Source organism: Nonomuraea cypriaca, assembly GCF_015645445.1.
In the GTDB taxonomy this organism is placed as follows: domain Bacteria; phylum Actinomycetota; class Actinomycetes; order Streptosporangiales; family Streptosporangiaceae; genus Nonomuraea; species Nonomuraea cypriaca.
On the sequence record NZ_JADOGI010000277.1, the window covers coordinates 1 to 12,633 of the forward strand.

The window sequence follows — 12,633 nt, forward strand, 5'->3', positions numbered from 1 at the left end:
GGGGGAGGGGCCGCTCGACGCGCTCAGGCGTCACTTCCTCGACGGGCTGGCCAGGCGTGATCCCGTCACGGGGCTCAACGACCACCCCGAGGTGGTGGCCTTCCACCGGATGGTGTTCGGCACACCGAGCCTGACGGCCCGGGTGTTCCAGTACATGTCGCGCGACGAGCAGGCCCTGGCGGAGGCGCTCGGGGAGGGCATGGACGAGCTGACCGCCGGCCTGCTCGCGGCGCAGGTGCTGGCCGCGCAGCGGGTGCTGGCGCGGCGCAACTGGGTGCTGCTGGCGGAGGGCCGCTCGGCGCGCGAGGTCGAGGCCGAGGCGGTACGCGCGGCGGAACGCGCCTTCGCGCTGCTGGCCGCCGCGGGGGAGTCGCGCGAGCCTGCGGGCTGATCCGGATCTCGTGCGGGTGGAGTCTGCGCGGGTCCGGTCCCGCCCGTGATGCCCCCCGATTATCAATCGATCGTCGGATTTCACCTGACTTTCAGGCAATGGCACGTTTCCACGCATGGCGAACATCGGAATAAGCGCAGGATGTTTTACCAGGTGGGGAGGGGTTGCTTGATATCATGAAGCTTCCTTGACGAATTGCTTACCTGCAATTCGGGACATTTCATTGGCTGACTTCATCTGAGTGGAGTGATCGTGAAGGGATTCTTCATGCCCATGTTCGACTACAGAGAGTGCCGTCGAGGTGACGTTCAGTGACAGGCGTGCTGCTCTGCGGATGGGTGCGGTTGCGCGCGCTGCTGCCCGAGCGCGCCGAGCTGGCCGGGATGCGCCGGAGCCCGCGTAACGACCTGCTCGCCGGGCTCACCGTGGCGATCGTCGCGCTGCCCCTGGCGCTCGGCTTCGGCATCTCCTCCGGCATGGGGGCCGCGTCCGGCCTGGCCACGGCCGTGGTCGCCGGGTCGCTGGCGGCGGTGTTCGGCGGGTCCGCGTTGCAGGTGTCCGGCACCAGCGGCGCGATGACGGTGATGCTCATGCCGATCATGAGCATGCACGGCGCCACGGGGGTGCTGACGGTCGGCCTGCTGGCCGGGCTGCTGCTGATCGGGCTGGCCCTGGCCCGGGCCGGCCGCTACATGGCCCTGGTGCCCGCCCCCGTCGTCGCGGGCTTCACCGTCGGCATCGCCTGCGTGATCGGGCTGCAGCAGATCCCGCACGCGCTCGGCGTACCGGCACACGACAGCGACAAGGTGGCCGTCGTGGCCTGGCACGCCCTCACGGACTTCCTCGACACGCCTCGCTGGTGGGCGATGGTGGTCACCCTGCTCGTGGCGGTCGTGCTGCTGGCGGGGGCCAGGTTGCGGCCGACCGTGCCGTTCTCGCTGGTCGCGGTGGTCCTCACGACCGTCGTGGCCGAGCTGGCCGCGCTGCCGCTGGCCAGGATCGGCGATCTGCCCGCCGGGCTGCCCGCGCCGTCCCTGGGCTTCCTCGATCCCGTCGTGCTGCCGTCCCTGCTCGCCCCCGCCGTGGCGGTGGCCGCGCTGGCGGCGCTGGAGTCGCTGCTGTCGGCCTCCGTCGCCGACGGCATGAGCGGCGGGCACCGCCACGACCCCGACAGGGAGCTGTTCGGTCAGGGCGTGGCCAACCTCGTCGCCCCGATGTTCGGCGGCATGCCCGGCACGGGCGCGATGGTGCGCACCGCGGTCAACGTGCGCTCGGGCGCCAGGACCCGGCTGGCGGCGCTGGCCCACGCGGCGATCCTGGCCGCCATCGTCTACGCCGCCGCGGGACTCGTCTCCAGGATCCCGCTGGCCGCGCTGGCCGGGGTGCTCCTGGCCACCTCGGTGCGCATGGTGGAGTTCGAGTCCGTACGCGCCATGTTCAGATCCACCAGGGGCGACGCCGTGGTGCTCGTGCTGACCGCCGTCGCCACACTCATGCTCGACACGGTCCTGGCCGTCATCCTCGGCCTGGTCGTGGCCGGGGCACTGGCCCTGCGCGCCCTGGCACGCAACGCGAGCCTCGACCCCGAGCCGTTGCGCCACGACCTGCAGCCCCAGCACACCGAGCGCGAGCACGCCCTGCTGGCCGAGCACATCGTCACCTACCGCCTGGCCGGTCCGCTGTTCTTCGCCGCGGCCCACCGGCTGCTGGTCGATCTGTCCGACGTGACCGACGTGTCCGTGGTGATCCTGCGCATGTCGCGCGTCACAACCATCGACGCCAGCGGCGCGCTCGTGCTCAGCGACGCCATCGGGAGGCTCGAACGCCGCGGCATCATGGTCTACGTCTCCGGCATCCCCGACGGCCACCACCGGCCGCTGGAGGCGCTCGGCGTCATCGCCAGGCTCGACCGGGCCGGGCAGGCGTTCGCCACGACGAGCGAGGCCATCGCGGCCGCCCGCGACCGGCTCCGCAGCACCGGCGTGCTGCCCAGGCTGGCCAGCTGATCCCGGAGCCGGGGGCGGCCCGCCCTCGGCTCCCGGGTCAGGTGAGCGGGCGGGCGGCGGGGAGGCGGAGGCGGTCGACGGCGGCGCGGCGGGTCGTCTCCGGGCGGCGGTCGTAGCGGGCCGTCGTGGCCGGCGACGAGTGGCCGACCAGCGCCTGTGCCGTGGCCAGGTCCACCCCCGCGTCCAGCAACTCGCCGATGAACGTGCGGCGGAAGTCGTGCGCCGTACGCCGTGACGCCCCCGCCTCGCCCAGCCGGCGGGCCAGGATGTCCGCGATGCCCTGTCCGGTCAGCCCCACCGGGCGGCCGTCCCGCTCACGCAACCGCCCCGCCTTGCTGATCGGGCTGAACAACGCCCCCGGCGCGCTCCCGCGGATCGCCAGCCAGCGCTCCACCAGCCCGATCGCGTCCGTGGTCAGGTAGACCAGCCGCTCCTTGTCGCGCTTGCCGCGCACCCGCAGCGACCGCGCACCGGGGTCGTAGTCGGCCAGCGCCAGCCCGCCGATCTCGGCCCGGCGGCAGCCGGTGGAGTAGAGCACCGCGATCAGCGCCGCGTCGCGCACGCCGGCCGGCGAGTCGCCGCACGCGGACAGGGCCGCGCCGACCACCTCCGGCGGCACGTGGTGGCCCGTCGGCAGGCGGCTCTGCCGTACGGGGGCGAGGTCGGAGGCGCGGGCGAAGTCCTCCGCGCTGGTCTGGCCCAGCCGCCACGCCTCCTTCAGCACCCGGCGCAGCGCCACCAGGTGCTTGTTCACGTACGCCGCCGACCAGCCCTGGTCGGTGAGCATCGTGCGGATGCGGACGGTGTGCTCGTAACGCAGCAGGTGCCACGGCTGGCCCGCACCCGTGGCGCCCTCGTCGCCGGTGAGCAGGCGCGCCAGCCGGTCGAGGCAGCCGCGCATGCTCCGGCGCGACTCCGGGCTGGTGAGCGAGTCGAGATAGACGTGGTACGGATCGCGCGCCGGCTCGACCGGCGGCGCCGCCAGATCTGTTACGGCAGGCAGACTCACCCGCCCGATCTTACGGCCCGGGCGATCGCCCCAGTGATCTCACGGCCCGGGCGATCGCCCCAGTGATCTCACGGCCCGGGCGATCGCCCCAGTGATCTCACGGCCCGGGCAATCGCCCCAGTGAACTCACCGCCCGAACACCGGCCCACTGTCCCATGGCCTGGGCGCTCGCCTGACCGGCTCCGGCGCGAGAGGCCGGGGCCGCTCAGGACGGCCCGGTTCAGAACGGCCCGGTGAGGTCGCCGAGCTTGTCGGTCAGCTCCAGGTTGGCCGAGTAGTCGACCGGGACCGCGATCACCGACACCACGTCGTCGGCCAGCGCCTTGCGCAGCGTCGGCAGCAGCTCGTCCGCCGAGGTGATCCGGTAACCGCGGGCGCCGAAGCTCTCCGCGTACATCACGAAGTCGGGGTTGCCGAAGGTGATGTTGGAGTTGCGTCCCAGCTCCAGGTCCATCTTCCACTCGATCAGCCCGTACGCGTCGTCCACCCACACCAGCACCACGAACGGCACCCGCTCGCGCACCGCGGTCTCCAGCTCCTGCGAGTTCATGAGGAACGCCCCGTCGCCCGTGGCCGCCAGCACCCGCCGGCGTGGGTAGGCCAGCTTGGCCGCCAGCGCGCCGGGCACCGAGAACCCCATGGACGACAGCCCGTTCGAGACCAGCATCGTGTTCGGTTCGTACGTCGGGTACATGCGGGCCATCCACATCTTCACCGCGCCCGTGTCGGCCAGCACGATGTCCTCGCGCCCCATCGCCTCGCGGACGTCGGCCACCACACGCCGCGGCGACAGCGGGAACCCGTCCTCCGAGCGCCCCTGCTCCAGCTCCTCGCGCAGCATCCGGCGGATCTTCTCGCCGGTGCCGTTCATCTCGAACCGCCGGTGCACGGCGTCGCCCAGCGCGTGCAGCGACCGTGAGATGTCCCCCTGCACGCCGACCGCCACCGGATAGTGGTCGTCCACCTCGGCGGGGAACCCGTGGATGTGGATGATCTTCTTGTCCCGCAGCGGATTGATCTTGATCGGGTCGAACTCCTGCAGCTCGTAGCCGACGCTGATCAGCACGTCCGCCTCGTCGAACCCGAAGTTGACGTAGTCGTGCCGCATGAACCCCACCGCCCCGAGCGCGTGCCGGTGGTCGTCGGGGAAGACGCCCTTGCCGTTGAATGTGGTGGCCACCGGCAGCCCGAGCCGCTCGGAGAAGCGCACCAGCGCCTGCGAGGCCCCGGCGCGGGTGGCGCCGTGCCCGGCCAGCACGATCGGCCTGCGGGCGGTGGCCAGCACGTCGGCGGCGCGGGCGATCTGCGAGGGAGAGGGGTCGTGGGGGCGTACGACGTTGACGGGGAGCGGGCGCAGGTCGGAGGGCGCCCTGGCCGACTCGACGTCCTCCGGGATGGCGAGGTAGACGGCGCCTGGGCGCTCGGTCTGGGCCGTCTTGAACGCCTTGCGGATCATCTCGGGCAGCGCCTCGGCGGCGGGCGCCAGCTCGGCCCACTTGGTGATCGGCCTGAACAGCGACACCAGGTCCACCACCTGGTGCGACTCCTTGTAGATGCGATCCAGCCCGACCTGCGCGGTGATCGCCACCACGGGCGTGCTGTTGGTGGTCGCGTCGGCCACGCCGAGCTGCAGGTTGATCGCTCCGGGGCCGAGCGTCGCCGACGCCACGCCCGCCTTGCCGGTCAGCCTGCCGTAGATCTCGGCCATGAACGCCGCACCCTGCTCGTGCCGTACGAGGATGTAGCGGATGGAGGAGTCTCTGAGCGCGTCGACGAAGTGGATGTTCTCCTCACCGGGGATGCCGAAGACGTACTCGACGCCTTCCGCCTCCAGTGCCTGCACGATGAGCCGGGCCGCGGTGGCCTGCCGGGTCATGCGAAACGCCTTCTTCCATGAACGACTTCGTTCGTCCAAGCGCTGGAAGGCCGCGGTTCATTCCTGGCAGGCCGGGGCGGGTCACCGCAGGCGGGCGACGCCCTCGAGGAGCCGGTCCACGTCGGAGCGGTCGTTGTAGTGGACCAGGCCCGCGCGCACCGCGCCGCCCGTGTCGCGGATGCCGAGCGCGCCGGTCAGCTCCCAGGCGTAGTTGTGGCCGTTCCACACGTTGACGCCGCGGCCGGCCAGGTGTTCGGCCACCTGGCGCGGGGTGTGCCCGGCCACGTTGAAGTAGGCGGTGGCGGTGCGCCTGGCCGGCTTGCCGTACACCGTGACGTGCGGCAGCCTCTCCAGCCCCTCGATCAGCACGCCGAAGAGCTCCAGTTCGTGGCGCTCCGCCGCGGCCATCGAGGCCAGCAGCCGCTCGCGCCGCGAGCCCGTGCCCGGCACCATGGCGGCCAGGTGCTCCACGGCCGCCGTCACCCCGGCAAGATCCGCCAGGGCCGCCGTGCCCGTCTCGAACCGCTCAGGCACCGTGTCGGGCGACGATGCGAGCTTGTCCGGTCGCAGCGTCTCCAGCAGCGCCGGGTCGGCCACCACGGCGCCGATGTGCGGGCCCGACCACTTGTACGCGCTCGTGGCGTAGAAGTCGCCGCCCAGCGCCCGCATGTCCACCGGGCCGTGCGGGGTGGCGTGCACGCCGTCGACGTAGACCAGCGCGCCCGCCCGGTGCGCCAGATCGGCGATCGCGGGCACGTCGGGGCGGGTGCCGAGGATGTTGCTCGCCGCCGTCACCGCCACCAGCCTGGTGCGCTCGCCGATCAGCTCGGCGTACTGGCCGACCGGCAGCTCCCCGGTCACCGGGTCCACCTCGGCCCAGCGGACGGTGGCGCCCGTCTGGGTCCAGGGACGGACGTTGGCGTCGTGGTCGAGCCTGGAGAGCACCACCTCGTCGCCCGGTCCGGCGATCGCCCTGGCCAGGCGGTAGGTCAGCGTCGTCATGTTGGGGCCGAGCACCACGCCCTCCGGCCGGCCGCCGACCAGGTCGGCCACGGCCGCCCGGCAGCCGGCCACGATGGCGCCGGATCGGTGGCTGGCGGGGAACGCGCCGCCCACGTTGCCGATCCCGGCGCGGTAGGCCCCGGCGATGGCGTCGATCACGGATTGGGGGGTCTGGGTGCCGGCCGCGCCGTCAAGGTAGGCGAAGCCGTCGGACAAGGCGGGGTATGTAGCGCGTACCGCGTCAATCGGGAAAGGCATGATGTATAGATGCTAAGCCTACGGGACCTCAACAGTGCCACCCTGGCCCGCCGGCATCCTCTCGCCCGTCTCGAGAGGGACGCGGTGGACGTCGTGCACCGGCCGGCCTTCGCCGGGTCCGGCGCGGCACCGTCACTTGAAGTGGCCGGCGGAGTCTGATTGGTTCATGACGGAGGTGTGACCATGCCCCAGCTGACCGCTCTGGACGCGCAGTTCCTCCACTTCGAGACGGCCACCAACATCGCCAACATCGCCGGCCTGGCCATACTCGAAGGTGATCTCAACCGCGCCGACCTGCAGGCCATGCTCGAACGGCGGCTCCCGTACGTGCCCGCGCTGCGGCGCAAGCTGGCCCCGGTGCCGTTCGGGCTCGACCACCCGTACTGGGAGCAGGAGGACGATCTCGACCTCGACTACCACGTACGCGAGATCGGCCTGCCGCCGCCCGGCGACGACAGGCAGCTCGCCGACCAGGTCTCGCGGCTGCACGCGCGGCGGCTCGACCGCGGCCGGCCGCTGTGGGAGATCTACCTGCTCCACGGCCTGGCCGGGGGGCGCATGGGGCTCTACACGAAGATCCATCACGCGGCGGTGGACGGGATCGGGGGCGCCGACGTGCTCGCCGCGCTGCTCGACACCACCCCCGAGCCCGCGCCGCCGCCCGCCGGGGAGGCCGAGCGGGACGCGGCGCCGCCCGGCGCCGCCGGGATGGTGGCGCGCGGGCTGGTCAGAATGGCGGGCAACCCCGCCCACGCGGTACGGTTCGCGGCCCGCGCCATTCCGCACCTGGACGAGATCCCCATCGTGTCCTGGATCCCGGGAGCCGGGGTCGTGTCCGGGCTGGCCCGCAGGCTGGCGGGGACCGGGCAGGCGCCCGAGCTGCCGGTGCTGCCCGCGCCGAGGACGCCCTTCAGCGGGCCCGTGTCGGCGCACCGGCGCTTCGCCTTCGCCTCGCTGCCGCTGGAGGAGATCAAGCAGGTGCGCAAGGCGTTCGGGGTCACGGTCAACGACGTGGTCATGACCGTGTGCGCGGGCGCGCTGCGCAGGTGGCTGGCCGCGCACGGCGGCATCCCGCGCCAGCCGCTGATCGCGGGGGTGCCGTTCTCGATGCGCGCCGCGGGGGCCGGGGGACAGGGCAACCAGGTGGCGATCATGACGGCGCCGCTGTCGGTGCACCTCGACGATCCCGTCGCCCGGCTGTACCAGGTGCGCCAGGCCATGCAGCGGATCAAGGACAGGTTCGCGCTGGCGCCGGCGCGCTGGCTGCGCGAGTTCAGCGAGTCGATGCCGGCCGCGCTCATGGGGCTGGCCGCGCGCTCGGCGTTCGGGCTGGTCGGGCAGACCGCGCCGCCGATCAACGTGCTCATCTCCAACGTGCCTGGCCCCCAGTTCCCCCTGTACGTGTGCGGCGCGCGGCTGCTCAGGCACTACCCCGTCTCGGTCATCTCGGACGTCAGCGGCGGCGTGAACATCACCGCGTTCTCCTACGACGGCTCGCTCGACGTCGGCGTCGTCACCGACAGGGAGATGGTGCAGGACGCCTGGGAACTGGCCGGTTACCTGCGCGACGCCCTCGACGAACTGCGCGACGCGGAAGCCGCCCTGCCGCATTAGTCCGTACGGTTTGGTCCGTATGTCTTAGTCCGTACGTCCCGCGGAACTGTCGGTGGCGTGTGCGACCTTGAGGATGGCGTGCTGACGGCCGAGCCCTTCCATTCGCTGGGGGAGCCGGCCGCCGAGCGGGCCTGAGGGCCTTCGCCGGAGTCGAGGAGGGGAGATCGGATGGCCACCGCTCAGGAGCTCTATGACGACCTTGTGACGGAGCACCTCGCACGGCCCGAGGTGAGCATGGGACGCATGTTCCACGCCGAGGGGCTGAAGGTGAACGGCAAGGTTTACGCGTTCTTCTCCCGGGACCGGGACCGGCCCGTGGTCAAGCTTCCCGCCGCGCGGGCCGGTGAGCTGGTGCGGGAGGGGACCGCCGAGTTGATGCGGATGGGAGGCCGGCGGATGCGGGAGTGGGTGCAGCTGGGGGAGCCGGACGAGGAGGCGTGGCGGCGCCTGATGACCGAGGCCTCCGCCTATGTCGAGGCCCTGACCCGCTGACGGGCGGCTTGGCGTTATGAGCGGTCGGTTGGGGTGTGTCAGCGGACGGCGCAGTCGCGCGAGCGGCCGATTGGGGTGTGTCAGCGGACGGCGCAGTCGCGCGAGCGGCCGGTTGGGGTGTTTCTGCGGACGGCGCAGTCGCCCGAGCTGCCGGTTGGGTGCTCAGCGGATGGCGTAGTCGCCGATGGCGGGTTCGAGCAGGGCGAAGACCTGGCGGGCGGCCCCGGCGAGCGCGGCGGCGATGTCGTCGTCGCGCTGGCCCGCCAGCGTTCGGGAGCGCAGGTCACGGAAGAGCAGCCGGTCCGCCGCCGCCAGCTGCGCCGCCACGGCACGGGCGACGATCTCGCCGTCCTGGGCGGTGCTATCGCGGTCCTGGGAGGCGCTCCGGGCGGTGGGATCGCGGTCCTGGGGAATGCCCTGGGCGGTGGGATCGCTGCTGTTGGGGGCGTCGGGGTTGGATGAGGTTTCGCGCGGATGGGTGCGAGGGGGGATGGACTCGGTGGTGAGCCGGGCGGCGAGGGACTCCTCGCGTTGGTCGTGGAGGTCGCGGAGCCGGGCGACCAGGGTGGGGCTGTCCGCGACCATCCGGGCGAGGTCGCGCCCCGTGAAGCCGATGACCGGATCGCGCCGCTCCAGCGCCTCCATGAACGCCCGCCGCACCGCCGCCAGCGCCGACTCCCCGGCCCGGCGGTGCGCGACCGCCTGCGCCAGGCCGGCCACGAACGCCTCGTGCTGGTCCAGGGCTAGATCCTCCTTGCGGGGGAAGTAGTTGGTCACCGTCATCTTGGCCACCCGGGCCGCGGCCGCGATGTCGGCAATCGTCGTCCGGTCGAAGCCACGTTCCAGGAACAGTTGGGTAGCGTGGTCTGAGATGGCCCTCCTGGTCTCTCGCTTCTTCTGTTCCCTCAAACCCAAGGTGCCGATGCTCATGGCCCCAGCCTTCCACAAATTCTTAGGTCCGACCTGATATTAGGTTGGCCCATCAATGGGGGTCCGATCTAATTTTAGGTCAGATCTAAGTTCAACGCCTCTATCCAACGCGAGCGAGGAGAGTGTTTTGTCCGAAGCAGCAGAGGTTCTCGAACTGGACGACAGTGCTGCCGACGGTGGCACGGCCGTCGGCGCCGACTCGGTCAAGACGTACCTCAAGGAGATCGGGCGGGTGCCGCTGCTCACCGCTGACCAGGAGATCGAGCTGGCCAAGCGGATCGAGGCGGGCCTGTTCGCGAGGGAGCGGCTCGACACCGAGCCGGGGCTGCCCGCCGACCTGCGGGCCGAGCTGGAATGGGTCGTGGACGACGGCGCGCGGGCCAAGCGCCAGATGCTGGAGGCCAACCTGCGGCTGGTCGTCTCCATCGCCAAGCGCTACACCGGTCGCGGCATGCTCTTCCTGGACCTCATCCAGGAGGGCAACCTGGGCCTGATCCGGACGATCGAGAAGTTCGACTACCGGCTGGGCTACAAGTTCTCCACGTACGCGACCTGGTGGATCAAGCAGGCCATCACCCGGGCCATGGCCGACCAGGCCAGGACGATCCGCATCCCCGTACACATGGTGGAGCTGATCAACAAGGTCGCGCGCGTGCAGCGCCGCCTGCAGAGCGACCTCGGCCGTGAGCCCACCCCCGAGGAGATCGCCGTCGAGGCCGAGCTCGAGGTGGACCGGGTCGCCGAGATCCAGGGTTACGGCCGCGAGCCGATCTCCCTGAGCACGCCGCTGGGCGAGGAGGGCGACAGCGAGTTCGGCGACCTCATCGAGGACACCGAGGCCGTCTCCCCGGCCGACGCGGTCTCGTTCACCCTGCTCCAGCAGCAGTTGCACAGCCTGCTCGACCAGCTCTCCGAGCGGGAGGCGGGCGTGATCAGCATGCGTTACGGCCTGATCGACGGCAAGCCGATGACGCTCGACGAGATCGGCCGCGTCTACGGCGTCACCCGCGAGCGGATCAGGCAGATCGAGGCCAAGACGATGTCCAAGCTCCGCCACCCGTCCCGGTCCCTGGCGTTGCGCGACTATCTGAGCTAGAGGCCGCTGAAAGGCTGCGCAAACGAAAACTCAAGACTGTCGCCTTGGACCCTTGAGCCGGGTGGCAGGTGTCCTAGATTCCCAACCGTGAAACGTTCCCGATCCAGCCTCGTCCACCAGGTGACCTACGCGGCGAAGAATCCGCACAAAATCGTGCCCCACCTGCGGCGGCTGGTCCGCGACACGTGGTTCAGGCTGCGTACGCGCGACCACGTCGCCTACTACCGGGCCGTCATGAAGTCCGACACCGCCAAGGATCCCGAGGGCGCCGTCGGCTCGCACACGCACAGGCGGTGGCTGGCGCTCGGCCGCATGCAGTTCGACTACCTGGTCGAACACGGGCTCAAGCCCGAATGCCGGATGCTCGAAATAGGCTGCGGCAATCTACGCGCCGGTCACTTGTTCATCGACTACCTGCACACCGGAAACTACTACGGCATCGACATCTCGCCCGACATTCTCATGGCGGCGCAGGAAACGCTCGTGACGCATGGCTTGCAGGACAAACTGCCTTATCTGACCCCCGTACGCGATCTGCGTTTCGCGTTCCTGCCCGACGCGCATTTCGATGTCGTGCACGCGCACAGCGTCTTCTCCCATTCGCCGCCGCACGTCATCGAGGAGTGCTTCGCGCACGTGGGACGCGTGATGAAGCCGGGCGCGTGGTTCGACTTCACCTTCGACCGGACGGAGGGCAGGGAGCACCAGGTCCTGCGGGAGGACTTCTACTACCGCACCGAGACGCTCCTCGCGCTGGCCGGCAAGTACGGCTTCGAGGCCGCGTTCATGGACGACTGGGAACGCCTGCCGCACAAGCAGTCCAAGATCCGCCTCGTCAAGAAACCCCTCGCCCAGCGGCCTCTCGGCGGCGCCGATATCGGGCTGCGTGCGGACGGCGGCATGGCCTAGCCTGCGGGGAGTGAGAGACGTACGGTCACTGCCCAAGGCCCACCTGCACGTTCACCTGGAGAGCACCGTACGGCCGGAGACCGTGCGCGAGCTGGGCGGACCGCCGGAGCCCTGCGGGACGTTCGCGAGCTTCAGGGAGTTCGCCGACCAGCGGGCGCGGGTGCGCGACCTGCTGCGCACGGCGGAGCAGTTCCGGCGGATCGCGGTGGAGTTCTGCGCCGACGAGGCCGCCCAGGGCACCCGGTACGCGGAGGTGACCTTCACCGCCGCCTCGCACGGTGAGCGGCTGGGCGCGGCGGAGATGCCGCTGGAGGCGGTGCTCGACGGGCTGGCCGAGGGGCGGGCCAGATACGGGATCGAGTGCCGGGTGCTGCTCGACCACTCCAGGCGGCGGCCGGTGGAGCGGTTGTGGCGGACGTACAAGCTGGCCTGCCGTTACGACGAGGTGATCGGCATGGGGCTGGCCGGGGACGAGGCGTACCCGCTGGCGCCGTTCGCGCAGGTGTGCGACGCGGCCAGGGACGCGGGGCTGCGCCTGGTGCACCACGCGGGGGAGGCGGCCGGGCCGGCCAGCATCAGGGCGGCGCTCGACCTGGGGCACGCCGAGCGGCTGGGGCACGGGATCCGGGTGCTCGACGACGAGGCGCTGGTGTCGGAGGTGCGCGAGCGCGGGATCCCGCTGGAGGTCTGCCCTACCTCCAACGTCCTGCTCGGGCTCGTTCCCTCGCTGGCCGCGCATCCGTTGCCCCGGCTGCGCTCGGCGGGGCTGGCGGTCACGATCAACACGGACGGGGAGACGGCGCTGGCGGACGAGTACGCCCGGCTGCGGCAGGTCTTCGGGTACGCGGACGCGGACCTGGCCACCCTGGCCCGGACCTCGATCGACGCGTCGTTCGCCCCCGCCGCGCTCAAGGCCGAGCTCAGGGCCGGAGCGGACGCCTGGCTCACCTGACCGCGATCACCAACGCCCTCCCCTCGGCGTCCGCGTGAACCGGGCGGGTGCCTGGCTCGCCCTCCCGCCCCGGCGTCCGCGCGAACCGGACGGGTGCC

At 71.4% G+C, this 12,633-nt stretch carries 9 protein-coding genes and 2 pseudogenes; 7 read left to right on the top strand and 4 right to left on the bottom strand.

The genetic code is table 11. The features are described 5' to 3' along the window. Both ITP53_RS48355 and ITP53_RS48360 read left to right on the top strand, forming a co-directional pair. Positions 1–391 (top strand): annotated as a pseudogene (locus tag ITP53_RS48355) (TetR family transcriptional regulator); the annotation flags it as partial. A gap of 383 nt (positions 392–774) precedes the next feature. Next, on the top strand, positions 775–2,397 hold the full coding sequence (locus ITP53_RS48360) for a SulP family inorganic anion transporter (RefSeq protein WP_195902236.1): 1,623 nt from the start codon (positions 775–777) through the stop codon (positions 2,395–2,397). Positions 2,398–2,434: 37 nt separating this feature from the next. On the opposite strand, the gene ITP53_RS48365 is transcribed toward ITP53_RS48360, so the two are convergent. From ITP53_RS48365 to ITP53_RS48375, 3 genes are all read right to left on the bottom strand, one after another. Further along, positions 2,435–3,406 carry a tyrosine-type recombinase/integrase gene (locus ITP53_RS48365; protein ID WP_195902227.1) on the bottom strand — a complete coding sequence of 324 codons (972 nt, stop codon included), beginning with the start codon at positions 3,404–3,406 and terminating at the stop codon, positions 2,435–2,437. A gap of 220 nt (positions 3,407–3,626) precedes the next feature. Next, positions 3,627–5,282: an acetolactate synthase large subunit gene (locus ITP53_RS48370; RefSeq protein ID WP_195902228.1), complete on the bottom strand. Its 1,656-nt coding sequence runs from the start codon at positions 5,280–5,282 to the stop codon at positions 3,627–3,629. Positions 5,283–5,363: 81 nt separating this feature from the next. After that, on the bottom strand, positions 5,364–6,542 hold the full coding sequence (locus ITP53_RS48375) for a cysteine desulfurase-like protein (protein ID WP_195902229.1): 1,179 nt from the start codon (positions 6,540–6,542) through the stop codon (positions 5,364–5,366). A gap of 183 nt (positions 6,543–6,725) precedes the next feature. On the opposite strand from ITP53_RS48375, the gene ITP53_RS48380 reads away from it, so the two are divergent. After that, positions 6,726–8,156, top strand: a complete 1,431-nt coding sequence (locus ITP53_RS48380; protein ID WP_195902230.1) for a WS/DGAT/MGAT family O-acyltransferase — start codon at positions 6,726–6,728, stop codon at positions 8,154–8,156. Positions 8,157–8,324: 168 nt separating this feature from the next. Next, on the top strand, positions 8,325–8,648 hold the full coding sequence (locus ITP53_RS48385; RefSeq protein WP_195902231.1) for an MmcQ/YjbR family DNA-binding protein: 324 nt from the start codon (positions 8,325–8,327) through the stop codon (positions 8,646–8,648). Positions 8,649–8,810: 162 nt separating this feature from the next. Here ITP53_RS48385 and ITP53_RS48390 read toward each other — a convergent pair whose 3' ends face one another. Beyond that, complete coding sequence (locus ITP53_RS48390) at positions 8,811–9,578, bottom strand: TetR/AcrR family transcriptional regulator (RefSeq protein ID WP_195902232.1); 768 nt, start codon at positions 9,576–9,578, stop codon at positions 8,811–8,813. Between the two features lie 190 nt (positions 9,579–9,768). On the opposite strand from ITP53_RS48390, the pseudogene ITP53_RS48395 reads away from it, so the two are divergent. From ITP53_RS48395 to add, 3 genes and pseudogenes are all read left to right on the top strand, one after another. Continuing rightward, positions 9,769–10,674: pseudogene (locus tag ITP53_RS48395) on the top strand (RNA polymerase sigma factor); the annotation flags it as partial. Between the two features lie 87 nt (positions 10,675–10,761). After that, positions 10,762–11,583: a class I SAM-dependent methyltransferase gene (locus ITP53_RS48400; RefSeq protein ID WP_195902234.1), complete on the top strand. Its 822-nt coding sequence runs from the start codon at positions 10,762–10,764 to the stop codon at positions 11,581–11,583. A 10-nt stretch (positions 11,584–11,593) separates the two neighbouring features. Beyond that, positions 11,594–12,535, top strand: coding sequence for an adenosine deaminase (gene add / locus ITP53_RS48405; RefSeq protein ID WP_195902235.1), 942 nt, complete (start codon positions 11,594–11,596; stop codon positions 12,533–12,535). Positions 12,536–12,633: the final 98 nt, after the last annotated feature.

What these genes read in the sequence shown, in the direction of transcription:
- ITP53_RS48370 (WP_195902228.1), bottom strand. Translation starts at nt 5,282, where the DNA reads ATGACCCGGCAGGCCACCGCGGCCCGGCTCATCGTGCAGGCACTGGAG.
- ITP53_RS48375 (WP_195902229.1), bottom strand. Translation starts at nt 6,542, where the DNA reads ATGCCTTTCCCGATTGACGCGGTACGCGCTACATACCCCGCCTTGTCC.
- ITP53_RS48360 (WP_195902236.1), top strand. Translation starts at nt 775, where the DNA reads ATGCGCCGGAGCCCGCGTAACGACCTGCTCGCCGGGCTCACCGTGGCG.
- ITP53_RS48385 (WP_195902231.1), top strand. Translation starts at nt 8,325, where the DNA reads ATGGCCACCGCTCAGGAGCTCTATGACGACCTTGTGACGGAGCACCTC.
- ITP53_RS48380 (WP_195902230.1), top strand. Translation starts at nt 6,726, where the DNA reads ATGCCCCAGCTGACCGCTCTGGACGCGCAGTTCCTCCACTTCGAGACG.
- ITP53_RS48390 (WP_195902232.1), bottom strand. Translation starts at nt 9,578, where the DNA reads ATGAGCATCGGCACCTTGGGTTTGAGGGAACAGAAGAAGCGAGAGACC.